Source organism: Clostridioides sp. ZZV14-6153 (genome assembly GCF_020657855.1).
Lineage (GTDB): Bacteria > Bacillota > Clostridia > Peptostreptococcales > Peptostreptococcaceae > Clostridioides.
Genome location: NZ_JAGWCZ010000017.1, coordinates 17,442 through 43,668, shown reverse-complemented (window position 1 = coordinate 43,668; position 26,227 = coordinate 17,442). Strand labels below are relative to the sequence as shown.

The window sequence follows — 26,227 nt, the reverse complement described above, 5'->3', positions numbered from 1 at the left end:
ATAAAATAATCAATAATACATGCTAATCAACTATTTTACTTCCTCCAATAAATTCCCTAAGGATTGAAGTTCCTGGTATATCAGAAATATCATCTAGTTCAACAAAGTACTGTAAAAACTTTAATAATCTAGTCGCTTCAATATAAGCAGGATTATCTTCATCTATTTCTTCCAATAGAGGCTTAGCAAATCGCTTTAAAACCGCTAATTCATACACACAGGCGGAATTAAATATAGCATCTGCTTCATCTTGATAAGGGAATATGTTTTTCTTTTCTCCTCTTCTAACTGATGCCCATTGCAAAATAGTATTATCAGCACTATATCCTCTAAAATTATAATCTCTAACAATTCTTCTTATCATTCTCAAATCAGCAGTAGGAATTCTATTATGGTCATCTAAATTTATTTGAGTAAGGGCACTTATGTATATCTTAAATTTATCTTCATCTGGTATAGATGCTGTTAAAATAGGATTTAACCCATGTATACCTTCTAATATAATTGGTTGATTTGAGTCTATCTTTATCTTTTTGCCAGTATACTCCCTTGCTCCAGCTTTAAAGTTAAACCTTATATCCTCAATTTCTTCACCTGCTAAAAGTTTATTTAAATCTAAGTTGAATCTCTCTAAATCTATAGCATAAATTGACTCAAAATCATAGTTTCCATATTCATCTAAAGGAGTATGTTTTCTATCTATAAAATAATCATCTAAAGATATTGAAATCGGATTTAAGTTATTTACTCTAAGATGTATTGATAGTCTATGAGCAAAGCTTGTTTTTCCAGATGAGGATGGAGCTGCTATTAAAACTACTCTCTTATTGTTATCTTTTATCATATCTGCTATTTGAGATAGTTTCTTTTCATGTAATGCTTCAAATGTTCTTATTATATCTCCATATTCATTATTTTCTATTATTCTGTTAAGTGATACTACCTTATCAATTCCCATGAGTCTTGACCATTCTTCTGCTTCATAATATACATTTGATAGCTTAGGTTGAGGTATAAATTTCATAGGAAGAGTCTTATCTTCTTCACTAGGCCCTAAAATTATAATGCCTCCATTGTAAAGTATGATATCAAACGATTTTATATAACCAGTTGATGGCAACATATATCCATAAAAATGGTCTATATAGTTTCTACATTTATATACTTTAGCGCTATCATATTCCTTGTATTTCAAAAGCTCTGCTTTTTCATACATCTCATTATTTTCAAATATAGAAATAGCTTCATCCCTCGTAACTTCTATTTTTTCTATAATGTAGTCATTATTTATTATCTCTTGCATTTTATTTTTTATATTTTCAATATCAACTTCTTTAAGTTTTCTCTCTATATGAACTTCACAATATAGTCCACCAGATAGTGAATGTTCTATTGTAACTCTGCTGTCCCAAAATATCTCTCTGCAAGCCATCACAAACACAAATGACATGACTCTAAAGTAAACTCTTTCTCCATCTTCATTTGTAGTATCTAAAAACTCTATCTCACAATCCTTCTTCACTCTACAATTTAACTCTTTCAATTTGTTATCTACAACTGCAAGTGTTATATATCCTTTATGTTCATCGCAAAACTCTTTTGCTATATCTCCTAGTCTAATTCCCAAAGAATTTTCGTCTAATGAATACTCCTTATTTCTTCCGTCTATTTTTAAATTTATTTTCTTCACTTCAACATCTCCTTCCTTTTGATGAATATACATTTTAATCAACAAGGCATATCAACAAGATAAAGAGAGGTATTTAACCCTCTCCTACAATATGATTCAATTTACTTATAGTATCTTCAATGTCTTCATAATTTATTTCTAATACTAAATATTCTGCATCTAATTTTAAAACCTCTTTAACACTCTCTTCAGATAAAATACCTCTTCCTATACCAACATGTATATCATTGATACCATCATTATCACTTAAGTGTATCAATTTTATCTTATCTTTCAAGTTATTTAAATAATCATCCTCATCAATTAAACAGTGTCCAGTATCGTAACAAAAACAAATCTTAGAATTTTTAATCCTCTTAAATATATATTCAAAATCATAGGATATATTTCCAATATTTGAAAAATCGCCACCTTTTGAATAAGTATTCTCTATACAAATATATGAATCTGTATTTATCTTATTTAAAAAATCCACACTATTATCTAAATACTTGTCCCTATTCTTTTTAAGTCTATTTGTCATAATATAACCCAAATGAAGATTAAAGTACCTTATATCAAATCCTTTTAGCTCTAATTCTATCTTCTCAATAAAACTTATCCACGAAGCTCGTATATATTCTATATTTTCACAAGTGTTTAATTCCATAGGTAAGTGTATTCCTATAGACAACCCTAGTTTAGAAATTCTCTGCTTATATTTACATAACTCACTACATTCAGATATATTATCAATACCAATTTCCAAATGAGTTATTTCCTTTGTACTTTCACAAAGCTTTAAAGCATCTTCAATATTAAACAATAAAGATGCCACACCAACTGCCATACAAATCACCTACTCAAAAATACCTATTTGTGTAAAAGGAAACACTCTTACAATAACTTTTCCTTTAATATTCTGTTCATCCACTAATCCCACTTCTTTATACCTACTATCTAAACTTACTTCTCTATTATCTCCCATAGCAAATACTTTACCTTGAGGAATCACCATATCAATATCGCCTTCAGTATAATTATCATGTATATATGAAACTTCATTTAATAACTTACCATTTATATAAACCTTAGAATCTTTAATTTTTAAATGGTCACCTGGTACACCTATAACCCTTTTTACTAGCTCTTTTTTTCTTCCATTATCTTGTAACAAATCAGTCTTAAATATCATTATATCTCCACATTTTGGTTCTGATAATTTATATGTCATTCTATTTGCCACTAAGTAATCGTGTGGTTTAAGTGTTGGGTACATTGATTCTCCATTTACTAATGTTGGTTTTATAAAGCGAGTTATAATAAATGCCAAAAAAAGTGCAGTAATAATTATTTTTATCCACTCTACAATCTCTTCTTTAATAGTTTCATTCATTCACAAATTCTCCTTTATAGTTATATTATCTTTATTGATAATGCTACTTTTAAACACTATCTTTTAGATAAGTCTACTAAATAAGGTGTTGTCTATTTGTATATAAATTTTTTAGTAAATACTTTTATACAAATCATAATATAGACAACTATTGTGTATGGTCTGGTGATTTCAGTTAATCAGCGATTGCTCCAAATTTTATATTTATAATGTTTAGTCAATAGTCCCTATCTTAGAAAATGGATACAATCTGACTAGAACTTTTCCTAAAACGGTGTGCTCGTCGACCAATCCAACCTCATCGTATCTACTATCTAAACTTCTTTCTCTATTGTCTCCCATCGCAAATAATTTTCCTTCTGGAACTACAATATCAATATCTCCATCAGTACGATTATTATGTATATAGGAAGCCTCATCTAACAATTTATCATTTACATATACCTTGGAGTCTTTTATCTTTACATGGTCACCAGGAACCCCGATAACTCTTTTTACTAAATCTTTTTTCTTTCCATTTTCTTCTGTTAAGTCGGTTTTGAATACTATTATATCTTTGTATTTTGGCTCTCCTACTTTGTACGCAATTCTATTGACTATCAAATAATCGCGTTCTACAAGCGTAGGATACATTGATTCTCCTTTAACTATTGTTGGCACTATAAAACGCGTTATTGCAAATGCCAAAACAAGAGCTATGACAATCACTTTTATCCACTCTACAACTTCTTTTTTAACTGCTTCACCCACTAAAATCGTCTCCTCTGTGTTCAATATTAAGTCAATCTACAGCAAAACTAATCTACCATAAACTTACAATATAAATATTATACTTCTTTTTTCTAATAGTTTAAAATACTTTTCTAAGACCTTTAGGGTAATGATTCTTAATTACTCCAGCAGATTCTTTTCCCCAACCTAAAGGTATATCTTCAACCGAGACCAAAACCCACCCTCTACTTTCATTAGAATTTATAACATCCCCTTTTAAATATTTAAGAATTGATTCGCTTTGTACACTAAAGTTTTCAACGTTTTTTACATCTTCAACTTTTAAGTAATGAGATAATGCATGAGAAGGCTCAAATCTATTCTTCTTTAAAACCCCTAAATGCAAACCGTATCTCAATACTTTTAGTTTTTTTGTATCTGGATATATTTCAGGAAGTAGGTACAAGTTTTCCCCTCTTAAATAAAATTTATTTTTTTTATTGCTATAAAAATCAGTCTTTAAAAATTTCTTTTCAAACTCCCTATAATCCTTTATTTCTTTATCTAAATTTTTTATTTTTAATTCTTTTACATTACTTTCTTCTTCTTCTAATTTTTTTATCTTGGCTACAAAATGACCTTCTCCCTTTATTTTATGAGGCCATAGCCTTTCCATCTCAACAAGTTCTGCATGTGGATGTTCACTGATAAACTCATTTATAACATGTTCATTTTCCTCTTTTGAAAAAGTACATGTTGAGTAAATTAAAATACCATCTTTCTTTAACATTTTATATCCATCTCTTATAATCTCTTTTTGAATAGATTGGCATTCAAGTACTTTTGCATGACTCCAATCTAAGATGGCCACTTCATCTTTTCTAAACATTCCTTGACCAGAACAAGGTGCATCTATAATCACCTTATCAAAATACCCATTAAATGCCTTTCTTAAGCTATTAGAATCAGTATTTGTTATAATACAATTTCTTGCCCCAAATCGTTCTAAATTTTCTCCTAGAGCTTTAATTCTACTCGCATTAATCTCATTAGAAACCAATAAACCTGTGTTTTTTAATTTAGATAATATATATGTAGATTTGCCACCAGGTGCGGCACACATATCAAGTACCTTATCTCCTTCTTTAATATCTGCTTTTGGTATTACACTCATTGCAGAAGGCTCTTGCAAATAATATGCTCCAGACTCATGTAATGGATTTCTACCAGGTCTATTAATTTTATCATCATAATAAAAACCTTCATCTGCCCATGGTATCTGATATAAATCAAATAAATCTAAATTCAATAATTTTTCTTTGTCAATTTTTAATGTATTTATTCTAAGACCAGTAGTCTTTTCTTCATCATAACTTTTTATAAAATCATCATATTCATCTTGTAGTATTTCTCTAATATCTTCTAAAAATTCTTTTGGTAAATTTGCCAAATTTATAATCCCCCTTTTTATCTGCTTTGCTTGTTCGTCATTTATTTTCTTTTCTTTTTCTTTAAGTTTCCAAAAAACACTTTTTTAGAGTTATTCATATATTTTTCAAGTTTATCGAGATTTATCTTCCACAAAATTATTACATAAACTATAAATAATATAATAGCCCATCTATATTCTATCATCAATATAAAATCAAAAACTCCATGTAATAAAATCGGAATTAATACAGCCATAAATAAGTATTCACGTTTCTTACTTTCATTCCCCTCAAACTTATACTTAGAAATATAATATCCCATAGTAATAGCAAACATTACATGTGCTGGAATGGAGATAACTGCTCTATTAATACCAACCTGTAGTGCTAAATTTCTACTTTCAGAGAAAATATAAACTATATTTTCAATTGTTGCAAATCCTAAAGATAAAAATACAGAATAAATAATACCATCTAGTTTTTCAGTAAAATGCTTTTCTTTAATCAATGAAGGGATTAGTATTAAAGCTTTTACACCTTCTTCCACAAGACCTGCAACTATAAATGATACATATAATAATTCTGAATATCCTTCAAATACATTAAATTTCATTAATAGATTTTCTAAAAGAATAATTATAACACTTAAAAAAGCACCTATCATAAAAAATTTAATTAAATGGATTAACGGTTCTCTACAATATTTATCTTTAGATCTTATCCAAAACATACCTATTAATATAGGTACTACTGCCAATAAAAATAAATCCAGCTTCATAGGTAATTTTCCTTTCAAAGTTTTTAATTCATTTATGTTTTATAATTACTTCTTATTTTTAGTTTATTTGTGTTTTAAATATACACTTACTTTTAATTTATTTTTTTCTATATTTCTATTTTCTCTAAGCTTTTATTTTAAATTTTTCTACATTCAAATTTATATATCAAACTCTTTACCATTAAATAAGTTAAAAACACTCAAAAAAATTTAAATTTATATCTATATTATTTAACAAATCTCAAGCTATATTCATATCTTGAAATATAAGGGAACTAAATTCATTTAAAGAAAGGGTGATTTGATGCAAGATGGTTTCTTAACAGTAAGTATAATTGATGCTACTAACAATAGACCCATTCAAAATGCAACAGTAAACATATATTCAATGTCTAATGGTAGCCAAAGTTCATCAACTTTATACCAGAACCTAATAAGCAATGAATCTGGTCAAGTGACTGGATTAGTATTACCAGCACCAGATGTAGATTACTCTCTACAACCATCTGATGTTAGGCCTTATAGCCAGTATATAGTAGAAGCCATAGCAGATGGATATGAGACAGTTGTCATAGAAGGGACACAATTACTAGCTACAATTGAAGCTAGACAAGGAGTTCCCATGTTTCCTAGAACAAGAAGTAAGCGTTCCTTCTCAAGACAAAGTGAGTTGATTTTTGATATAGGAGAACATACTTTATATGGTACTTATCCTCCTAAAATTCCAGAAAGTAACTTAAAACCATTGCCACCACCTACTGGCTTCGTTGTATTAGATAACCCTGTAGTACCTGAATTTATAGTAGTTCATGATGGTCTGCCAGAAAATACATCAGCTGCAAATTATTGGATTCCATTTAAAGAGTACATTAAAAACATAGCTTCATCTGAAATATATTCAACTTGGCCTGAGCAGACAATTTATGCAAATGTAATAGCGATAATATCATTTACTTTAAATAGAGTCTTTACTGAATGGTATAGAAACAAAGGATATAATTTTACAATAACCTCATCAACAGCATATGATCATAAATTTATAAATAATAGAAACCTATTTGAACCAATTAATGTGGCTGTAGATGCTATATTTAATACATTTATAAAAAGACCTCCTACCGCAAGACAGCCATTATTAGCTCAATATTGTGATGGTCAAAAATCTCAATGTCCTGATCAAATGACTCAATGGGGTAGTAAAGACCTAGGTGACCAAGGATACGATTATGAGGCAATCCTAAGATATTTCTATGGAGATGAAATAGTATTTGAAAAAGCTCCTATCGTTAGTGGTGTACCAGTATCATTTCCTGGAACTACGCTACAAGTTGGTTCTTCTGGACAATATGTTAGAACTATACAAAATCAGTTAAATGCTATATCTAACTCTTATCCAGCTATTCCAAAGGTTAGAGAAGATGGTATATATGGAACAGATACAGAAAATGCCGTTAAAATATTCCAAGGAATTTTTGGTTTACCTCAAAGTGGAGTAGTAGATTTTAAAACATGGTATGAAATATCTAGGCTTTATGTAGCTACAACTAGAATAGCTTCTTTAAATCCTCTAATTTAGATTTTAACTTACTAACTTAACATAAAAAATGGCTGTTATAAACTAATATATGTTATAAGTTTTTTAACCTATAATCATAATAGTCCCAACAGCCATTTTTTGTAGTTATAACTTATTATTTTAGAACCTTAAAACTCTTAAATGGGGGATTTTAAGCTTCTTAAAAAATAGCAATCAATAATTTTAACTTAACAACTCTAACTTTATTAATAATATTAATTTACAGCTTTAGATTTATTGGCTAATGCTAAAATTAATCCTAGAGCTATAGATGCAAAAGCAGAGGCAATTACTCTATATTCAGCAGGGAATAAGAATACAATTGTATGACATGGTATCCAGAAAAATGGTATAGTTTTCAAAACACTAAAACCAAGATAGGCATTCCAGTCTACAACATTTACTACATCTTTAAGAGCTACCTTAACGCCCTTTCCAACTTCGTATTTTTTATCTATAAGACAATCCATAACCTTATGGAATAAAAATATAGTCGGTGACATTAATATATTCATAGTTGCACTTTTAAATAGAGCATTTGCAAAAGCTATTCCTTCAAATGGAAGCATACCATCTACTTGTGCTTGCCCTACACCTGCTGAGTAAATTGACATAGCATATGTTGTAACTACACCTATAATTCCCCAAACTACAGCCCTGTAAAAAATTCCTACTGGTATTTTCCAGTCTTTATGCAAAATTCTAGCACCAAGTAAGTCTCCCATTGTTGCTAACACAGCAAACTTGAAAAAACCTCCAATATATGGATGTGCACCTGTTGCTTCCATAAATACCGCTCTACTACTTGGTATCACTAAAATAGCAATAAGACAAATAAGAACTCCACTCCATATAAAATCGCCTTTTTTCATATTATAAATACTATTTAATAATCTAAATAGCTCTCCTTCCTTTCAAGTATTTATTTTATTGTTATCTCTATATAAATATATTTATTAAATATTGCTTATTTAGGTATTCATTTTCCATATTTAAATTAATAAAATTTCGTTTTTAAATAACTATCTCAGTAAATAGCTATTGCATTAAATAACTATTACATATAATTTTATTTTATAATTATTTTTTAACCCTTTATATATTATATTTTTAATTAATCTTTCCTAATCCCTTGTGTATTATATCTATAATTAATCTTTCCTAACCTTTTGTATATTATATATAATTATTTTTTCTAACTCTTTATATAATATAGTTTTTTATCTGTAATTTTTATTTTCTAAACATTCATTCCTTCTCTTAAAGCTTTTATATTAATTTCTATAAATTTAGGCTTAACCTGTTGTGACACTATCTTTTCCCAATCTATGTCATTTTCTAGCTGTAAAGCCTTAATCAATGCTCCTAAAAGTACTACATTCATAACCTTCTCATTTCCAAGACCTCTGGCAATATCAACTGCCTTTATCACTGTTACATCCACTTTTTCTTTAATATCGTCTATTATATTTTCAGGATAATCCACTCTTCCTGTTAAAATTGGTGCTGAAGGCATTTCATAATCATTTACTACTAATTTACCATCAGGTTTAAGGAAATCAAGATATCTTAAAGCCTCCATAGTCTCAAATGAAACTAATACATCAACATCTCCTTTTCCAAGTATAGGAGAATGTACTTTTTCTCCATATCTAACTTGTGTTGTTACGCTTCCACCCCTTTGAGCCATACCATGAACTTCCGACATCTTAACATCATATCCAGCATCTATAAGCCCTGCAGAAAGTATTTTACTTGCTAAAACAGTACCTTGACCTCCTACTCCTGATAACAATACATTTTTAACCTTTTTCATTATTTTTCACCAACCTTTTTTATAGCATTTACTGGACATACTTGTGCACATACTTTACAACCTACACATTGAGCTTGATTTATACTTGATTTCTTTTTAGATTTATCAAATCTCAAAGCAGGACATCCCGTTGTAAGACATTTCTTACATCCAATACACTTCTCATCATCTACGCTACAAATTGATGGTGTAAGGTCAAATCTTTTCTTATCATCTTCTGTAAATTTTTTTAATGCACATGGCCATCTAGTGATTATTACTGAAGGTTCATCAATTGACAAAGCCCAATTTAACGCTTCTTTAACTTCATTCAACATGTTAGGATTAACTATTTTTACGTTTTTACAACCCAAAGCTTTTACTATAGTCTCAATGTCCATCATTTCAGTAACATCACCTTGTAATGAAAATCCAGTTCCAGGATTTTCTTGATGACCAGTCATTCCAGTAATTCTATTATCAAGAATACATGTTACAGTATTACTTTTGTTGTAGATTATATCTATTAGACCATTTATTCCTGTATGGAAGAATGTTGAATCTCCTATTGTAGATATAGTTCTCATGTTAATATTATTTTTAGTAAATATCTTTTGTGCTCCATGAGCTACACCTGGCCCTCCTCCCATACATATACAAGTATCTTTAGCATTTAAAGGCTCTGCTCCTCCTAAACCATAACATCCTATATCTCCACTTATAAGTACATTTTTAACCTTTCCTAGTTCATAGAAAAATCCTCTGTGTGGACATCCTGCACATAATGTTGGAGGCCTACCAACTATTTTTTCTTGGCTATATTCTATTAGTTTTCTTTTTTCTCCTAAAATTGATTGCGCTATAATATCTGGATTTAACTCACCTATATTAGGTATCTTTTCTTTTCCAATACATGGTATGTTATTTTCTTTAAGATGTTCTTCTATATAAGGTTCTAATTCTTCAATTACATAAACAGTTTCTACTTGTTCTGCAAAATCTCTTATCTTCTTTGTTGGAAGAGGATATGTAAATCCTAATTTTAAATATGATACAGTATCTCCAAACACATCTTTAGCATACTCATAAGAAGCTCCTGAAGTTATCACGCCTATTTTCTTATCATTCCATTCTATAAAGTTTAAGTCAGTTTCATTAGAAAACTCTTCAAGCTTTTTTAATCTATCTTCAAGTTTAATTCTCAATGCTCTTGAAGTTGCCGGAATAGCATCAAACTTAGAAAGATTTCTTTCATATTTTTTTACAACTGTTTCTTCTTTTTCTCCTAACTCGACAAGTCCTTTACTATGACATATTCTCGTCACCATTCTAAATAAAACTGTTGTATCATATTTTTCACTTATCTCAACAGCAGCCTTTATCATATCCTTGCATTCTTGGCTGTTACTTGGTTCTATCATAGCTATCTTTGCAAATTTAGCATAATGTCTATTATCTTGTTCGTTTTGTGATGAGTGCATTCCAGGGTCATCTCCAGATACAATAATCATCGCACCATTTACTCCCATATATGCATATGTAAATATTGGGTCTGCAGCAACATTTACTCCAACATGCTTCATAGCTGCGATAGCCCTACCTCCTGCAATAGACGCTCCTATTGCTGACTCTACTGCTACTTTCTCATTTGGTGCCCACTCTGCAATTATGTCATCTTTATATAGTGCTATATTTTCCAATATTTCAGTACTTGGTGTTCCTGGATAAGCAGCTGCATAAGATATACCTGCTTCATAAGCACCACGTGCTACTGCCTCATTTCCTGTAAGCAATTGTTTCATGCCTTTCCCCTCCTTAGAAATAATACCTTTTTGATAACTTAGTGTATTTGTTAGTGATACATTTTAGAAGCTATCAACTATATATTTATTATCAATAAAGTTTAAATATTGATAGTAAATAATACTATGAATCCATAAATTTATAATATTGTTCTTATTTTATTTACTAAGCAATTGTCATGCCAATAACCTCAGTTTTTTAAAACCAGCTTTTAAAATACCCATTTGGATATTTTCTTTAAATTTTAATGAATCTAATAACTAGCATTTAACTTTCTTTAGAATTTTCATAATATTTTCAACATTATTTCAAACAAAAAAAAGTAATGTTAACATTTCTTAACATACATTAAAAAAAGTTAACATTACAAGCTGAATTAATACTTCTTACTTTGACTAAATTTACTTTTGTATCATTTAATTATTTAACGACCATAGAAACCTATCAATCCATTTCCATTATCTATTCTAATAGGTTTCATAATCTTTAAACCTTCATTTTTTATCTTTTCTAAATCTTTTTCCATACTCTTAATTGTATTTTCAAGGTCTTGTGAACTTAAATCTTTAACTTGTGTGGTGTCTTTAGCATATGCTTTTAACTCTTCAATACGCTTAGCATACTCTTCATAAGTGTAATACTCAACTCCATATTTTTCTAAGTCAGCAGGCTCAGTTATTCCTGATTTTATTAGAGAATCAAACTTCTCTAATGTAATATTAGATACATCACTACTTTCATCAGCAAATACTGCTCCTGTTCCTCCTAATACTATAGCAGATGCCATCATTGTACTTATAAGGGATTTTTTTATTTTCATAACTCATCTTCCTTTCTTAGAGATTTATTTGGGTAGTGTAGTTTCTAATGACTATTACAATAGTTATAAACCACACCTTTAGACTATCATAATAGTCGCTTTTATATCAAGTATTTCTATAAAGTTTTTTAGTAAAAATCCCTATTCTAAATAAAAAAAGTAATGTTAACATTTCTTAATACATATAAAAAATGTTAACATTACAAATTGGGTTTAATACTTTTACTTTGACTAGATTTACTTTTATATTATTTAATTTGTTTATTTTTTACTTCTCTATCTTCATGTAGACTTTAAGTCTTTTGTTATTGTTTATTTATTGCTTTTTTTATTCTTGTTTGCTATGTTTAATTACGCTTATTTAGTTTTTTAACTACTTTTGATACTTATCACTAAAAAACTTAATATTAATTATTCAGCTATATCAGCTCTAGATAAAGAAACTGCCAATTGAGTTCCATCTTCATTATCTATTACGATAGGTTTCATAATCTTTAAGCCTTCAGTTTTTATCTTTTCTAAATCTTTTTCCATAGTCTTAATTGTATCTTCAAGGTCTTTTGAACTTACATCTTTAACTGCTGAAGGGTCTTTAGCATATGCTTTTAACTCTTCAATATGCTTAGCATACTCTTCATAAGTATAATACTCAACTCCATGTTTTTCTAAGTCAGCAGGCTCAGTTACCCCTGATTCTACTAGAGATTTAAACTTGGATAACTCAATATTAGATACATCGTCATTTCCACTTGCAAATACTGCTCCTGTTCCTCCTAGTACCATAGCAGATACCATCATTGCACTTATAAGGGATTTTTTTATTTTCATAACTCATCTTCCTTTCTTAGAGATTTATTTGGGTAGTGTAGTTCATAGCGACTATTGCAATAGTTATTAACTACACTTTCAGACTATCACAATAGTCATTACTGTGTCAAGTATTTCTATAAAATTTTTTAATAAAAAATACTATCTCAAAATAAATTTAATTATTTTAAGATAGTATCCCTAATTCTCAATCCATCTTTATTTGTCATATACCTAGTTACTTTCAGAAGCTTTATATTGCACTTTATTATTTGTTAAAGTCTTCATACTTTTTGTTACAGATATATTCTTAGAAACATTATCAACTGGTACAACTGAATACTTTAACACATCAGAATATACTTCTTCGCCATCAACCTTTGAACTAATTTTCTGATTTTTATATGTTTCTGATGTACTTAAGTCAATACTTCCATTACTTTCATCTGATAACCCTATAGAAGTATTTGTGCTACTTATCTTAGATTCTATTTTTAATGGCTGACCTCCTATTGAAAAGTCATTTTCATTACTTTGCTCACTTTCCATTAGATTAAAAGATTCAACTTCATCAATTTCTTTATTCCCAGTTGCGAAAACAACACTAGTTCCACAAATTAACACAGCTGAAACCAAAAAAGTAATATAGGTTGATTTTTTAAACTTCATAACATTGACTATTCTTTCTTCTATCTTTGTCTTTCCAAATCCATTATAAAGTGTCATTGGAAATGTATTATGTTCCTCTGCCAAACTTATAAGTGCAGTTGCATAATCAGCTCTATATTCTTCACCAACTATACTCATTACCTTTTCATCACAACTAAATTCTATATCTTTATTTAATAAAAAAAGCATTACCCAAACTAAAGGATTAAACCAATGAATAGCAAGGGCTACAAGCATAAAAAACTTCAACATATTGTCAAACCTATTAATATGAACTAATTCATGAGTTAAAACAAAGTTTAAAGTTTGGTCATTACTATAGTCCATTTGTTTTGGCAAAATGATATTTGGTTTTAAAATACCAGTCGTAAGTGGTGTTTTAGTAAATTCAGATATACAAACAAAAAATTTTCTAAGACGCCTATTATCATATGCCCACTTTTTGATAAATTCATGATTTTTTATATGTATCGAAGTTTTAAAAAGATTAATCGTCCTGATATACTTAAAGCATAAAAACATAATAAAAATAATAGAAATTCCAAACGTTAAAATACTTGAGATTTCAAATGCTGTAAAATTCTCAAGATTAAATAAAGCCTTAGACTCTCCAAAATTATTCTTGCTTATAAAATTATTATTTTTCTTAATTGAATAATTTACAGCTGATGTATTTCCCAATTGGGCATCAAAATTTGACTCAATAATGCTATAAATACTAAAACTAGAGTTTAAACTTACTGGTACTAAAAGTTTAAACAGAACAACTAGCCATAATAATACAAATACCTTTTTAGGCAATTTTTTAAACAAACATGCTCTTATAAAAATAACAATTAAAATTAAAACTCCAGAAGTAACACTCATTTCTAATAATTTAGTGAACATTAATCTTACCTCACTTTAATTTCTCAACAATCTGTTTAAGTTTTGTAATCTCATCACTTGAGAGATTTTCTTTATTAATAAAAGCTGAAAGAAATTTTTCTGAAGACCCTCCAAACATTTTATTAATTAAGCTTTCTGTTTCATGCTTTTGAACTTCTTCTTTGCTTATTAAAGGTTTACAAACAAAGTTTGGTTCAATTCTTTCTATTGCACCTTTTGATACTAATTTTTTTATAACTGTATACGTAGTGTTTCTATTCCATCCGGTCTCTTCCTTTAAAATTTTTACTAATTCCCCTGCTTTACTTTCTCCTATCTCCCATAGAACTTCCATCACTTTAAGTTCTGAATCAAATAATTTTATTTCCATATAAAATCGCTCCTCAAATATGGTTATCACAATAGTCAATATTATAATTTAAAACTATCACAGTAGTCTATGTGATGTCAACCATTTATTTTTTTAATAACAAAAACTGTCCTTTAAAGAAATAGTTCTTGTAAAAGACAGTCTTGTCATTCTTATACTTTAATATCTAAATAAAGCTTTATTTTATTTAACTATAAAACTATCTTAATACATAGAATAAGATTTTTCCTTATCTAGCAATATATTTTCTACATCTGGATTATCTTTTAATAATTCTCTATAGAAATTACAATTAGTAACTCCTATATATGGAATTAACCATAACAAACCTATTCCTAAAGTGAATATAGTCAATATATACCATCCTATAAAGCTAAGATTTAATATAAATAGTTTAAGTACATTTCCCTTCATCATATCTAAACTAGCACCCATTGCTTTAAATACACCCAGATTATCTTTGTCTTCACATATTAAAAAAGCAGCTTGAGAAATGTATAATAGCAATATATAAACTGGCAACATCAACACAATTACTATAATAACTAGAGTTATAGCAGTAGAAATTACAGTTCCTACTCCAACGTTATTACTTGATAGATATTCAATTGCTCCACTAGTAAGTAAAACTCCAAATGATAAAAATGCTCCTATAATTGTAATTATAAAAGAATAAATATAAACAGCAATTGATTCTAATATATAAAGTCCAAAACTTCTTAAATAAATTCTTCCATTTACGAAGATATCTCCCATCTTGACTTTTTTATCTTTAGTAATCTTTAAAAACATGCATGTAAATCCTGCTGCAACTAAAAAACCTATTATAGCTACTATGATAGTAGTTAAAGGCTCAAAAGGTAATCCTATAAATGATATAACTAATATCAACGCAATATATATTGCCATATTAATTGCACATATTCCCCAGTTTCCAGATAACTGAGCTTTTGATACTCTTTTTAATTCTTTCCTTGATAACATAAAAACACCCCTTTCATTTTATATAAAAAATCTCCCTAAAAGCATATAAATAAACTTTTATCATATAATATAATATTAATATATCATATTTTCGACTATATAACATACAATTATTCACCATGTTTTATCAAGATATAACATAATTGTATTGAAAGTTTTATATAGTCAAAACTGCCAAGTATATCAAATAAATTTGAAAGGTAGTGTTCAATAAATAATAAAATAAACTATCTTCCAAACAGTTTATTATATGTTTAAAAGATAGTTTTAGTGTCTTTAAAATAAATTAAATTGTATATATTCCTTCACATAATTTTTGTATATTGCTAGGTGGTTGCCATTTACCATCTTTTTTAGTATATGTAATTGAAGTTGTAACATCCTTAGTTGGCTTTTTGTTGTAAAGGTCGATAATCATTTTTGCCATATCGTCTTGAACTTCTTTTTCTGCTTTGTTGTAATTATTTTTATCAGTTACATATGATTTTACTAAATCATTTGCCTCAGACATTACTTTACTAGTATCCAATGCTTTACTTACAACTTTTAGAGTTATCTTATCCTTACTAGAAGAATCTACTGTTACTGTCTTTTCAACACCTTGTATTAATTTAACAATTGTGCTGTATATCTTTTCAGCATTCTCTTTTCCATAAAGAGGTGTTAATTGATTAAGCATTGAAACTTTATCTACGTTGTTATAAGTTTGAATTCGTTTATATTCAGCTTCTGTCAAAGCTTCAGAAATACCTTTTTCATCGTATTTATACATTTCTAGTGCTGCTAAATTAGCTTCAAAATTCGATTTTACTTTTTCTTCTGCATTAGAACAGCCTATAGTTAGAACTAAAACTAAAGCCATAATAGCAGATAAGATTAATTTTTTTACCATTTTCATACAAATATCCTCCCTCAGTTAATTGAATAAAAAAATTTATTTATTGATATTATAGCATAATTTTGTCTAATTATAACTTTATTTTGAAAATTTTACCACTTCCAGTCTGTTCCAATCCCTCTATCTTTTGCTTTATCATATATTCTTTTTGCTGTTACGACATCTTGTACACCTATTCCGACACTTTTAAACACAATTATTTCATCATCATTTTCTCTTCCAGAAATAGTTCCGTTTATAACATTTCCTAAATCACCACTAAAATCAGCTTTACTTATTTTACCTTCTTCTAAAGGAATCAATATATCTCCTGATTCTGATAAAACTGCATCTGTTGATTCAAAAAATATCTTAGATGCTCTAATTAAACAAGTTGGGCACATCTCTTGCATATCTGGTAAGTATGAACCTACAGCACTTACTAATGCTCCCTTTTTCACTAAATTTCCATCAAATACTGGTTTTTTTGATGTAGTTGCTAAAACTATTACATCAGCATTATCTATGGCTTCATCAGATGACTCAACTGCAACTATTTTAGTGTTATATTTGCTTAGCTTTAAGTTCATCTCTTTTGCAAATTTTTCTCTACTTTCTTTATTTCTACTGAAAACTCTTACTTCATCTAAATTTCTAGCTTCTAACATAGCCTCAAGTTGTGACTCACCTTGTCCTCCTAAGCCTATTAAAGCCCCTATCTTAGAATCTTTTTTAGCCAAAACATCTATAGCTGCACCAGATGCTGCACCAGTACGAACTTGAGTTATATAAGTACCATCTAAAGCAGCACATACTTCTCCAGTTTCGCCATCTAATAATAATACTGTTGCTGGAATTACTGGTTTGCCTTTTTGAGCATTTTTAGGGAATACAGATACAATTTTTATTCCTGCACACCCTAAGTCCTCTACATATCCTGGCATAAATAACATACTAGCATCCTGACTTGGAACTGGTATATTAGTTCTCAAAGGAGTTACACTTTTCCCTTCGCAATAAATTTTAAAAGCTTCTTTATCAGCCTCAATTGCATCTCTCATAGTAAATACTTTTTTTATGTCATCTTTTTTTAAAAGTAGCATTTTACATACCCCCAATTTTAATAAGTTTCTATGCTAGATATTATAACATAACATTTTAATACAAATTCTATTTCATATTAAATAAATATATTTCATATTAAACAATCCTATTTCATATTAAACAAATCTACATACTCCGATTTTAACATGTAGCTTATTAGTTTTTTATTTATTGAAAATTCTGGTATTCCCGCTGCATATGGAGTTATATCGTATAAATCAAAATATATAACTAAGTTATCATCTTGCAAATAAAAATTTTGATTTTCTTTTATCCCCTTAAAATTATATATTCCTACATTTTCTTTATCTTTCTTTTCCAAATCAGTTATTTGTTGTTTAATTTCCTCATCTATAACTTCTTTATATTTAGCATTATCTTTAAATAAGTCCATTAATTCTAAAAACTTACCTGTTCTCATATCTACATTATAAGCTATATCTTGATAATATCCATGTGCTCCACCACTATAAGTATAATATCTTACCTTTATACTAAGAGTAGAATCAGTATTCTTTTTAAGTTCAAAGTCTACATTTGCAACAAATTTATTTTCTTCATCAGGATTATCTTTAAGGTATTGTTTTGCCTCTTTATACGATTTGTTATAAAATTCAAATATATCATTTTTTATTCTATCATTTGTAGACCTTTCAACAATCTTATTTGAATTTGTTATTATAGGCATATTTATAGTGCTTTCTATATATTCATCATTTTTAACTATTGTTTTACTTCCTATTGTACTTACTGATAAAGTTTGTTTACTATTTGTAATATCTTTTGGCAATGATTGATTGCTCATAACGCTTACAGCTTCTTTATCTTTATTTAGATTAAGTAAAGCATCTTTCCCTAAATTATTATATCTATAGTCATGTTTAATTGCTAAAACAGCTATTATAGTCAAGGATAAAACAAACACATATCTTAAAACTCTAGCTTTCGTATTTACTTTAAAAAATTTCATCTTATCATTTTCCTCCTAAATATAAATCTCTCTTATTATATTTGGAGTTTCTAGGGTTTTTTATCCATATATTTTAATAAAAGATTAATTTTTATTTATAAAAATTAATCTTTTGCTTTTCAAATATTAAGATGACTTATCAGACAACTTGAAATTTTATCAAGTGGTAATTGGATTACAACAGAACCTCTATCAAACGCTATCATTGGCATTCCGTATACAATGCAAGAATTTTTATCTTGCCCAATTGTAAATGAACCTTTTTCTCTCATTTTCAAAAGTCCAGTTGCTCCATCTGAACCCATTCCTGTAAGTATTATCCCTATTGAGTTTTTACCTGCTACTTGTGCTACTGAGTCAAACAAAACATCTACAGATGGACAATGTCCACTTATTCTTTTACCTTCTTCACAAGTTACATAATACCCATCTTTATCTAAATGTAATTTCATTTGATATCCACCAGGTGCAATAAGTACATTTCCTTGCTCTACTCTATCATTATTTTTAGCTTCTCTTACATTCATAATACACTGCTTATCAAGTCGTTGTGCATACATCTCAGTAAATATAGCTGGCATATGTTGAGCCACAACAACCCCTGGTGTAGATTTTGGTAAGTCTTTTATAATCTCAAGTATTGCTTCTGTACCACCTATAGATGCGCCTATAGCAATGACCATGTTATTAATATTTTCCACATTACCGCCCCCACAAAATCATATACCCAAAATATTCTTCTATTTTTTATAAACAGCAGGTTTTACATAGTTGTATTCTGTATTTCTTCTATTTACTATCTCTGCATGACCTACAAATAAAAAGCCATCTTTTTTAGTTACATCATAAAATTTACTTATAAGCTCTTCTTTTGTTTTTAAATCGAAATAAATCATAACATTTCTACAAAAAATCAAATCAAAAAATTGATGTGAGAAATCTTCAATTAAATTGAATGTTTTAAAAAATACACTTTTTCTAATCTTATCACAAACTTTAAATGTACCATCTTTATTATCTATGAAGTATTTCTTCTTCCATAATTTTGGAACATTATCAACATTTGCTTCTGTGTATATAGCTCTTTTAGCTTTTTCAAGTGAATTCATTGAAATATCTGTGGCTATAATTTTAATATTCCACAAATCTTTCTTACTTCCAAAATAATCATCTAAAATCATAGCTATTGAATATGCTTCTTCTCCGCTGGAGCAACCTGCACTCCATATATTTAAGTTTCTGAGTTTATTATTTTCTTCCCAAAAAGGAAGTACATTATTATACATATACTCAAAATGCTGATGTTCTCTCATAAAAAATGTATGATTTGTGCTCAACCTATTTATTAAGTTTATAGCTTCATTTCCTGTCTTATCCTTAAATAATAGGTTCATATATTGACTAAAAGAACTAAACTTTCTCTCTCGCATTGTATTATATAGTCGTCCTTCAATTAATACCCTTTTTTTGCTTAAATCAATTCCATACTCTTTTTTTATATAGTTTACAAGAATTTTAAATTCTTCATCAGTAAGTTTTATCATACAAAAACTTCCTCCTGCTAATTTGTCAAATCTAATTACATGCTGCCAATTAGAAACTTTCGAATATCTAAAATTAGTATAGAATTATCTCCAACTTTTACAATCTCTTTTATAACTTTATTTATATTTACGTTGTTAGAAATAGTTGTCTCTAGTAAGTTTAAGTTATCTATAAGAACAACATCAACAATTTTATCTACAATAATTCCAACTTGATACTCATCAATTTTTATAATTATTATACATGTTCTCTCATTATAATCAACTTCAGGAAGATTGTATCTAATATGCATATCAATAACTGGTATAATTCTTCCTCTCAAATTAATAACTCCATTTATATAATTTGGAAGACGTGGTACATATGTTATTGGTTGAAACCTTATAGTCTCAATTACATTTTCTAATTCTATTCCATAAATAACATCATTAACATAAAATGTTAATACTTGTTTTATAATCTCATCTGTAGACATACTTTAAATCCCCTAATATATTTCCATAATGTTATCTGCATCTATAATCAGACTTATACTTCCATCACCAAGTATTGTGCATCCTGAAAAACCATTGTTTTTCATATTAAACCTGTTAAAATAAACTGGAAATGGCTTTACTACAACCTGTTGAGTTCCTATTATTTCATCCACAAAAATACATACTGCTTTATGCTCATTTTCTATGATTATCATATTCCCATTTACTAATTCAGTTATATCTGTATGAATATCATATATTTTATGTAATCTTATAATAGGAATACATGCTCCATATATTGTAATTAATTCTGTTTTACTGCCATCTTTAATTACTTGGCTTAAATCTGCAAGTTTAAATGTACTTCTTATTGATGATATTGGCAAAGTAAACATCGAATTTCCAACTTTGAACTCCATACCTTCTACTATAGAAAGTGTCAGTGGTATTTTTATAGTAAATGTTGTTCCTTCATCTTTTGTACTTTTTACACCAATTGAACCGCCGACTTTTTCAATACTTTTACGAACAATATCCATCCCTACTCCTCTACCAGAAAATTCAGTTATAGATTCCTTTGTAGAAAATCCTGGAGTCATAATTAAAGAATTAATTTCATCATCAGTATATTCATTAATTTGATGTTTAAGAAGACCTTGTTCTTTAGCTTTTTCCAAAATCTTATCTTTCATGAGGCCTCTCCCATCATCTGAAATACTTATGACAGCTTCTCCACCTAAATTTTCAGCAGATAAAATTATAGTTCCTATTTCTTTTTTACCTTTAGATATACGTTCAGCAGCAGGCTCTATTGCATGGTCCATAGCATTCCTTATAATATGCATAAATGGTTCTGCTAAATTATCCATTACATTTTTATCTACTTCTGTTTCATTTCCTATAGTCATTAGTTCAACATTTTTTTCTAATTTTTTATTCATATCTCGTACAATTCTATGCATTTTTTGAAATACGCCTGCAATTTTAACCATACGCATTGACATTACTATATCCTGCAATTCATCTGTAAGCTTATGTAATTGTCTTGTTGCTTTATTGAAATTATCTATATCAACACCTTTAGAATCTACACTATTTACAACCATTGATTCCATAATTACAATTTCTCCAACTATATTTTGAAGCAAATCTAGTTTTTCTAAATTTACAGTCATAATATTTTGTTTACTTATTGGCAGATGCTCATTTTCTTCAATTAAACCATCTTGCTCTAAATCAATTTCCTCATTTAAAACACTTTCTTGTAATTCACTTTTTTCTTTTACAAAATTATTTTCATCTTTGGAATTTATCTCCAAATTAGTTTTTAACTTTTTCGCCAACATATTATCCTGTTTTTCACTTGTATATATATCATCTTTATCAACATTTGAATACTCTTTTACATATAGATTATCTTTTATTGTTTTATAAATTATGTTCTTATCATCTTTATCGATAAATTGTATATAAAATCCATATTTTTTAATATATTCTGCTGTATCCGTATTTTTTTCTACATCCTCAGGATAAAATGCTAAAAATTCACAGTAATCTTGCAATTCAAATGTAAGCATAAAGGCTCTTACATTTTCCATCATACAATCTTGTTCAAAAACTATTTTAACTATGTCTGAGCCTTCTTTATATGAAAAATTTAAATTAGTTATTTCTTTTTCGTATGTGTCTTCTAAGTTCAACTTATCTTGTAAATTTGTAGAACTTGATAGTTCTAGAGTACTTACATAATCTTCAATATCTTTTATAAAGCTAGAGCAATCAGAAGTTATACAATCTCCTGATTGTAGTTTCCCAACATCAGATTTTATAAAATCTAATGCTTGAAAAACTAAATCAAACAATAAATCATTATCTATAATCTCTATTTTTCTTTCACGTATAATATAAAATAGGTCTTCTACACTGTGTGCTAAAGCAGACATATTGTCTAGACCCATCATAGAAGCTGAGCCTTTTATTGTATGCATAATTCTAAAAGTTTCATTAATATTACTGTTGCTAAATACTCTTTCTTTTTCTGTCTGAATCATAATTTCATCTAATTGCTCGAGTAATAGACTTGTCTCAAAGATAAACATATCTAACATTGGTCTCATACTTGGTTCAATATAATTCATATTTATCACCTACAGTCGACAAATAAATTTCTATTTTTCATTATATATAATATTCTATAATCTAAATCCACGATGATTTTCTTATCTCACTTTCTTTTAGATGAAATTTTTCTACTAATTCTTTTAAAATTTGCGCCTGAGCAGACATTTCTTCTGAAGCTGCAGCACTTTCCTCTGCTGTTGCAGAGTTCATTTGAACTACTATTGAAATTTGCTCTATTCCAGATAAAATCTGTGTAATTGCTATCTCTTGACTATGTACAGATGAAGAAATTCCATTAATATAATTAGTAGTTTTTTCTACATCATTTACAACTAAGTCTAATGCTTTTGCAGTTTCTTCTGCAATTTTGACACCATTTTCCACTGTTTTAATAGCTTCTTCTATAAGAATTGCTGTGTTTTGAGCTGCTTTAGCACTTTTTCCAGCCAAAGACCTAACTTCATCTGCAACAACTGCAAATCCTCTACCATATTGACCTGCTCTTGCTGCTTCAACAGCTGCGTTTAATGCAAGAATATTAGTTTGAAAAGCTATCTCATCTATAGTTTTGATTATCTTTGATATTTCATTTGATTTTTCACTTATTTCCCCCATTGATGTCATCATATCATCCATACATCTACTTCCAAAACCAACTTGTAGTGCTGATTGGTCAGATACTTCACATGCAAGACTAGCACTATCTGCACATTGCTTAATTCCATCAGATATTTCATTAATTGTAGAGGCTAATTCTTCTACTGAACTAGCTTGTTCAGTAGCACCCTGTGAAAGAGCTTGTGCGCCTGCTGATACTTGTTCTGATGCACTTGCAACTTGCTCAGCTGATAGATTTATTTCATAGAAATCATCATTAAAAGAATTTATTATACTTTCTAATGATGTTTTGATTGATTTAAAATCTCCTATAAATTCTTGTTCTATGTCTATTCTTAAATCCCCTTTTGCGATACTAGTCAATGTACTATCTATAAGGTCTATATAATTTAACAACATATCTTGCATCTTTTTAACAGAACTTACTAACATTCCTATTTCAGATTTACTTTCTTCAACATCTATGCTTGTTCTTAAATCACCAGATGCAATTCTTGAAAAGTGTTTTTCTACTTTATTAATAGGAATTACTATCTTTAGTTTTATTACTGTATATTCTATCATTGTTAATATGATTAATAGTGAGAGTATAAATATCGTTCTTAGTATCAAACTTTGTAATTCTTTTTTGACTTCCACAATTTCAGCATTTGAACGAGTAACTACATCCTCTTGAAATTCATCTATTAAAGAATCCATTTTTTCTTGAGATTCTACATATTCCCTACTAAAAATTATGCTTTGAGCTAAGCTCTTGTCATTACTTTCAACTGCATTTATAGCACTTTGTTCTTTTGGTACCAAAGAATCAGATATCTCTTTAGCTTCCAAAATTTTATTTGACTCAGTCTTTGTAAGACCAATTTTTTCAAGTTTATTTAAAGCAGATTCTCTTGTTTTTCCATATAGCTCTTTTTCATAGACATCCTTATTCTTTTTTTCACCTGTAAAAACGTATCTTCTTAACATGTCACAAACTTCTCCAGTTGTGTCTTTTATATACTGACTTTGATTTCTCAAATTGTTCATGTCATTGATACTTTTTTCCACTTTCTCAAATGCTCTATAAGATGAAATTGAAGAAAAAATTCCTGCCATAACGGCTAGTACTATAACAATTAGCAATACTATTGCCAATTTGGAAAGCTTTACTTCTCTTTTCATATCTATACTCCTTTATAAAGTAAGTTTATCAAGATATCAATCTATATCTTCTGTAGTCCATTCATTGTACTTACTACACTGCAATCTTTTCCTAGATTTTTACCCTCATACATTGCCTTATCTGCTAGGGATATATTTTCTTCTAATGATATAGTTGAGTTTACCTCTACTACTCCTAATGTAATAGTACATTTTATTTCATTTCCTTTATAGTTAAATTCAAATTCCTTTATTTCTTTGCGAATTCTCTCTGAAAGCATTTTTGCTCCTTCTATTGAAGTATTAGTGAGCATTATCAAAAATTCTTCTCCACCCCATCTTGATACAGTATCAATTTGTCTACAATTCTTTTTAATTATACTTGAGATTACTGTTAGCACAAAATCTCCTGCTTCATGACCATAAGTATCATTAATAACTTTAAAATCGTCAATATCTCCAAGAATAAGAGACACTGTTTCATGACTATATCTATTAATTTTTCTTTGTTCCATAAGCTGATTAATTATATGACGTCTATTATAAAGACCTGTAAGATAATCTCTTACAACTAATCTATTTAATTTTTCAAGAGAAGATTCCAGCTCATCATTTATTTTTCTTAATTTATCTTTAGATTTTTTAACTTCAATGTGAGCCATAACACGAGCTTTTAGTTCTGTCATACTAAAAGGTTTTACCATATAGTCTATCGCTCCTACTCCAAAACCCTTTACTATATCTGTGTCTGTATTTTTTGAAGTTATAAAAACTATAGGTATGTCTTCTGTACGAATATTAGATTTCATTTCTCTACATAATTCAAATCCAGAGTTGTCTGGTAAAATTATATCAAGCAGAATAATATCTGGTGTAAACTCTTTAATACACTCTTTTGCTTCTATTGCATTAAAGGCTTTTATGACTTTAAAATTATCTTTTGTAAGTGTTTTATCTATTAAATCGCACATTAGAACACTATCATCAACGACTAAAATTGTTCCTTGTTGCTTATTTTCCATATCCAAACCTCTCTTAAACATAATATATTCAAATTCTTATAATTTAAAATTCTTATACTTAATAATTATACCACTATAGTTCCAAATGTTCCCATTATAATATAATTACAATGCCACTATAATTATATATATGTGTTACATGATAGTGCAATTGTATTTACAAAGCAATTCATCTATTAAAAGTTCTTCTTCATCTGTCAAAAGCTTCTCCAAATCTAACAAGGCAATTATTTGATTGTCTATCTCTCCAATACCGCTTACAAAATAATCTGAATATTCAAGAGTAACCCTTGGTGGAGGTGATATTTGATTTTCTTCTAAACCTATTATCTCCTCAACTTTATCAACTACAAATCCAACTACTAAACTTTCCAGCTCAACTATTACTATATATACATAATCAGTAGTATTTAAATTATTTTTCCTCAGTCTTAAATGCATATCTATTATTGGGATAATTTTTCCCCTTAAATTTATTATTCCTTTTGAATGGGTTGGGAGTTCTGGAATAAATATGATTTCCTGATTCCCAACAATCTCTATGACTTTTTCAAGTTCAATCCCAAAGTTCTGTTCATCTACTTTAAATTTTAGGTACTTAATCCCCTCATCGACTAACTCATAACCTAAATATGGGTCATCTGGAAATCTCATT

At 28.6% G+C, this 26,227-nt stretch carries 25 protein-coding genes; 1 reads left to right on the top strand and 24 read right to left on the bottom strand.

Going from position 1 to position 26,227, the window contains the following annotated elements:
- Nucleotides 1-22: 22 nt before the first annotated feature.
- The 6 genes from KGF46_RS16790 to KGF46_RS16765 form a co-directional block, all read right to left on the bottom strand.
- Nucleotides 23-1,690, bottom strand: coding sequence for a nucleoside kinase (locus KGF46_RS16790; RefSeq protein WP_227857017.1), 1,668 nt, complete (start codon nt 1,688-1,690; stop codon nt 23-25).
- Between the two features lie 73 nt (nt 1,691-1,763).
- Complete coding sequence (locus tag KGF46_RS16785) at nt 1,764-2,519, bottom strand: sugar phosphate isomerase/epimerase family protein (RefSeq protein WP_227829972.1); 756 nt, start codon at nt 2,517-2,519, stop codon at nt 1,764-1,766.
- Nucleotides 2,520-2,528: 9 nt separating this feature from the next.
- Nucleotides 2,529-3,065: a signal peptidase I gene (gene lepB / locus KGF46_RS16780; protein WP_227829973.1), complete on the bottom strand. Its 537-nt coding sequence runs from the start codon at nt 3,063-3,065 to the stop codon at nt 2,529-2,531.
- A gap of 213 nt (nt 3,066-3,278) precedes the next feature.
- Nucleotides 3,279-3,815, bottom strand: coding sequence for a signal peptidase I (lepB, locus tag KGF46_RS16775; RefSeq protein ID WP_227829974.1), 537 nt, complete (start codon nt 3,813-3,815; stop codon nt 3,279-3,281).
- 100 nt (nt 3,816-3,915) lie between these two features.
- Nucleotides 3,916-5,226 carry an RsmF rRNA methyltransferase first C-terminal domain-containing protein gene (locus tag KGF46_RS16770; protein ID WP_227829975.1) on the bottom strand — a complete coding sequence of 437 codons (1,311 nt, stop codon included), beginning with the start codon at nt 5,224-5,226 and terminating at the stop codon, nt 3,916-3,918.
- A 41-nt stretch (nt 5,227-5,267) separates the two neighbouring features.
- Complete coding sequence (locus KGF46_RS16765) at nt 5,268-5,984, bottom strand: PrsW family intramembrane metalloprotease (RefSeq protein WP_227829976.1); 717 nt, start codon at nt 5,982-5,984, stop codon at nt 5,268-5,270.
- 304 nt (nt 5,985-6,288) lie between these two features.
- On the opposite strand from KGF46_RS16765, the gene sleC reads away from it, so the two are divergent.
- Entirely contained in the window at nt 6,289-7,560 is a 1,272-nt protein-coding gene (gene sleC, locus KGF46_RS16760) for a spore cortex-lytic germination protein SleC (protein ID WP_227829977.1), read from the top strand.
- 215 nt (nt 7,561-7,775) lie between these two features.
- On the opposite strand, the gene KGF46_RS16755 is transcribed toward sleC, so the two are convergent.
- The 18 genes from KGF46_RS16755 to KGF46_RS16670 all read right to left on the bottom strand — a co-directional run bounded on the left by KGF46_RS16755 (nt 7,776) and on the right by KGF46_RS16670 (nt 26,226).
- Complete coding sequence (locus KGF46_RS16755; RefSeq protein WP_227829978.1) at nt 7,776-8,432, bottom strand: hypothetical protein; 657 nt, start codon at nt 8,430-8,432, stop codon at nt 7,776-7,778.
- 368 nt (nt 8,433-8,800) lie between these two features.
- Nucleotides 8,801-9,376 carry an indolepyruvate oxidoreductase subunit beta gene (locus tag KGF46_RS16750; protein WP_227829979.1) on the bottom strand — a complete coding sequence of 192 codons (576 nt, stop codon included), beginning with the start codon at nt 9,374-9,376 and terminating at the stop codon, nt 8,801-8,803.
- Entirely contained in the window at nt 9,376-11,157 is a 1,782-nt protein-coding gene (gene iorA, locus KGF46_RS16745; protein ID WP_227842756.1) for an indolepyruvate ferredoxin oxidoreductase subunit alpha, read from the bottom strand. The genes KGF46_RS16750 and iorA overlap by 1 nt, the downstream gene beginning before the upstream one ends.
- Nucleotides 11,158-11,582: 425 nt before the next feature.
- Nucleotides 11,583-11,978, bottom strand: a complete 396-nt coding sequence (locus KGF46_RS16740; RefSeq protein WP_227862187.1) for a hypothetical protein — start codon at nt 11,976-11,978, stop codon at nt 11,583-11,585.
- Nucleotides 11,979-12,389: 411 nt separating this feature from the next.
- The gene (locus KGF46_RS16735; protein WP_227829982.1) at nt 12,390-12,806 is read right to left on the bottom strand and encodes a hypothetical protein; all 417 of its coding nucleotides are present in this window, start codon (nt 12,804-12,806) and stop codon (nt 12,390-12,392) included.
- 213 nt (nt 12,807-13,019) lie between these two features.
- On the bottom strand, nt 13,020-14,342 hold the full coding sequence (locus KGF46_RS16730; RefSeq protein WP_227829983.1) for a M56 family metallopeptidase: 1,323 nt from the start codon (nt 14,340-14,342) through the stop codon (nt 13,020-13,022).
- Nucleotides 14,343-14,352: 10 nt separating this feature from the next.
- Nucleotides 14,353-14,712, bottom strand: coding sequence for a BlaI/MecI/CopY family transcriptional regulator (locus KGF46_RS16725; RefSeq protein WP_227829984.1), 360 nt, complete (start codon nt 14,710-14,712; stop codon nt 14,353-14,355).
- Nucleotides 14,713-14,916: 204 nt separating this feature from the next.
- A complete protein-coding gene (locus KGF46_RS16720; protein WP_227842757.1) occupies nt 14,917-15,696 on the bottom strand; it encodes a DUF975 family protein in 780 nt (259 codons plus the stop codon).
- A gap of 286 nt (nt 15,697-15,982) precedes the next feature.
- Nucleotides 15,983-16,594 carry a hypothetical protein gene (locus tag KGF46_RS16715; RefSeq protein WP_227829986.1) on the bottom strand — a complete coding sequence of 204 codons (612 nt, stop codon included), beginning with the start codon at nt 16,592-16,594 and terminating at the stop codon, nt 15,983-15,985.
- Between the two features lie 92 nt (nt 16,595-16,686).
- The gene (locus tag KGF46_RS16710; RefSeq protein ID WP_227842758.1) at nt 16,687-17,676 is read right to left on the bottom strand and encodes an ornithine cyclodeaminase family protein; all 990 of its coding nucleotides are present in this window, start codon (nt 17,674-17,676) and stop codon (nt 16,687-16,689) included.
- Nucleotides 17,677-17,783: 107 nt separating this feature from the next.
- The gene (locus KGF46_RS16705; protein ID WP_227842759.1) at nt 17,784-18,647 is read right to left on the bottom strand and encodes a DUF3298 and DUF4163 domain-containing protein; all 864 of its coding nucleotides are present in this window, start codon (nt 18,645-18,647) and stop codon (nt 17,784-17,786) included.
- Nucleotides 18,648-18,766: 119 nt separating this feature from the next.
- Nucleotides 18,767-19,348 carry a CheB methylesterase domain-containing protein gene (locus KGF46_RS16700; RefSeq protein WP_227829989.1) on the bottom strand — a complete coding sequence of 194 codons (582 nt, stop codon included), beginning with the start codon at nt 19,346-19,348 and terminating at the stop codon, nt 18,767-18,769.
- Nucleotides 19,349-19,387: 39 nt separating this feature from the next.
- Entirely contained in the window at nt 19,388-20,191 is an 804-nt protein-coding gene (locus KGF46_RS16695) for a CheR family methyltransferase (protein WP_227829990.1), read from the bottom strand.
- A 35-nt stretch (nt 20,192-20,226) separates the two neighbouring features.
- Nucleotides 20,227-20,667: a chemotaxis protein CheW gene (locus KGF46_RS16690; RefSeq protein ID WP_227829991.1), complete on the bottom strand. Its 441-nt coding sequence runs from the start codon at nt 20,665-20,667 to the stop codon at nt 20,227-20,229.
- A gap of 12 nt (nt 20,668-20,679) precedes the next feature.
- Complete coding sequence (locus KGF46_RS16685; protein WP_227862186.1) at nt 20,680-22,806, bottom strand: chemotaxis protein CheA; 2,127 nt, start codon at nt 22,804-22,806, stop codon at nt 20,680-20,682.
- Nucleotides 22,807-22,867: 61 nt separating this feature from the next.
- On the bottom strand, nt 22,868-24,571 hold the full coding sequence (locus KGF46_RS16680) for a methyl-accepting chemotaxis protein (RefSeq protein ID WP_227829993.1): 1,704 nt from the start codon (nt 24,569-24,571) through the stop codon (nt 22,868-22,870).
- Between the two features lie 41 nt (nt 24,572-24,612).
- Complete coding sequence (locus tag KGF46_RS16675) at nt 24,613-25,572, bottom strand: diguanylate cyclase (protein ID WP_227829994.1); 960 nt, start codon at nt 25,570-25,572, stop codon at nt 24,613-24,615.
- 135 nt (nt 25,573-25,707) lie between these two features.
- The gene (locus KGF46_RS16670) at nt 25,708-26,226 is read right to left on the bottom strand and encodes a chemotaxis protein CheW (RefSeq protein WP_227829995.1); all 519 of its coding nucleotides are present in this window, start codon (nt 26,224-26,226) and stop codon (nt 25,708-25,710) included.
- Nucleotide 26,227: the final 1 nt, after the last annotated feature.

What these genes read in the sequence shown, in the direction of transcription:
- KGF46_RS16725 (WP_227829984.1), bottom strand. Translation starts at nt 14,712, where the DNA reads ATGGAAATAAAATTATTTGATTCAGAACTTAAAGTGATGGAAGTTCTA.
- KGF46_RS16680 (WP_227829993.1), bottom strand. Translation starts at nt 24,571, where the DNA reads ATGAAAAGAGAAGTAAAGCTTTCCAAATTGGCAATAGTATTGCTAATT.
- KGF46_RS16710 (WP_227842758.1), bottom strand. Translation starts at nt 17,676, where the DNA reads ATGCTACTTTTAAAAAAAGATGACATAAAAAAAGTATTTACTATGAGA.
- KGF46_RS16715 (WP_227829986.1), bottom strand. Translation starts at nt 16,594, where the DNA reads ATGAAAATGGTAAAAAAATTAATCTTATCTGCTATTATGGCTTTAGTT.
- KGF46_RS16670 (WP_227829995.1), bottom strand. Translation starts at nt 26,226, where the DNA reads ATGAGATTTCCAGATGACCCATATTTAGGTTATGAGTTAGTCGATGAG.
- KGF46_RS16785 (WP_227829972.1), bottom strand. Translation starts at nt 2,519, where the DNA reads ATGGCAGTTGGTGTGGCATCTTTATTGTTTAATATTGAAGATGCTTTA.
- KGF46_RS16705 (WP_227842759.1), bottom strand. Translation starts at nt 18,647, where the DNA reads ATGAAATTTTTTAAAGTAAATACGAAAGCTAGAGTTTTAAGATATGTG.
- KGF46_RS16730 (WP_227829983.1), bottom strand. Translation starts at nt 14,342, where the DNA reads ATGTTCACTAAATTATTAGAAATGAGTGTTACTTCTGGAGTTTTAATT.
- sleC (WP_227829977.1), top strand. Translation starts at nt 6,289, where the DNA reads ATGCAAGATGGTTTCTTAACAGTAAGTATAATTGATGCTACTAACAAT.
- KGF46_RS16690 (WP_227829991.1), bottom strand. Translation starts at nt 20,667, where the DNA reads ATGTCTACAGATGAGATTATAAAACAAGTATTAACATTTTATGTTAAT.
- KGF46_RS16720 (WP_227842757.1), bottom strand. Translation starts at nt 15,696, where the DNA reads ATGTTATCAAGGAAAGAATTAAAAAGAGTATCAAAAGCTCAGTTATCT.
- iorA (WP_227842756.1), bottom strand. Translation starts at nt 11,157, where the DNA reads ATGAAACAATTGCTTACAGGAAATGAGGCAGTAGCACGTGGTGCTTAT.
- KGF46_RS16740 (WP_227862187.1), bottom strand. Translation starts at nt 11,978, where the DNA reads ATGAAAATAAAAAAATCCCTTATAAGTACAATGATGGCATCTGCTATA.
- KGF46_RS16750 (WP_227829979.1), bottom strand. Translation starts at nt 9,376, where the DNA reads ATGAAAAAGGTTAAAAATGTATTGTTATCAGGAGTAGGAGGTCAAGGT.
- KGF46_RS16765 (WP_227829976.1), bottom strand. Translation starts at nt 5,984, where the DNA reads ATGAAGCTGGATTTATTTTTATTGGCAGTAGTACCTATATTAATAGGT.
- KGF46_RS16735 (WP_227829982.1), bottom strand. Translation starts at nt 12,806, where the DNA reads ATGAAAATAAAAAAATCCCTTATAAGTGCAATGATGGTATCTGCTATG.
- KGF46_RS16755 (WP_227829978.1), bottom strand. Translation starts at nt 8,432, where the DNA reads ATGAAAAAAGGCGATTTTATATGGAGTGGAGTTCTTATTTGTCTTATT.
- KGF46_RS16685 (WP_227862186.1), bottom strand. Translation starts at nt 22,806, where the DNA reads ATGAATTATATTGAACCAAGTATGAGACCAATGTTAGATATGTTTATC.
- KGF46_RS16695 (WP_227829990.1), bottom strand. Translation starts at nt 20,191, where the DNA reads ATGATAAAACTTACTGATGAAGAATTTAAAATTCTTGTAAACTATATA.
- KGF46_RS16675 (WP_227829994.1), bottom strand. Translation starts at nt 25,572, where the DNA reads ATGGAAAATAAGCAACAAGGAACAATTTTAGTCGTTGATGATAGTGTT.
- lepB (WP_227829973.1), bottom strand. Translation starts at nt 3,065, where the DNA reads ATGAATGAAACTATTAAAGAAGAGATTGTAGAGTGGATAAAAATAATT.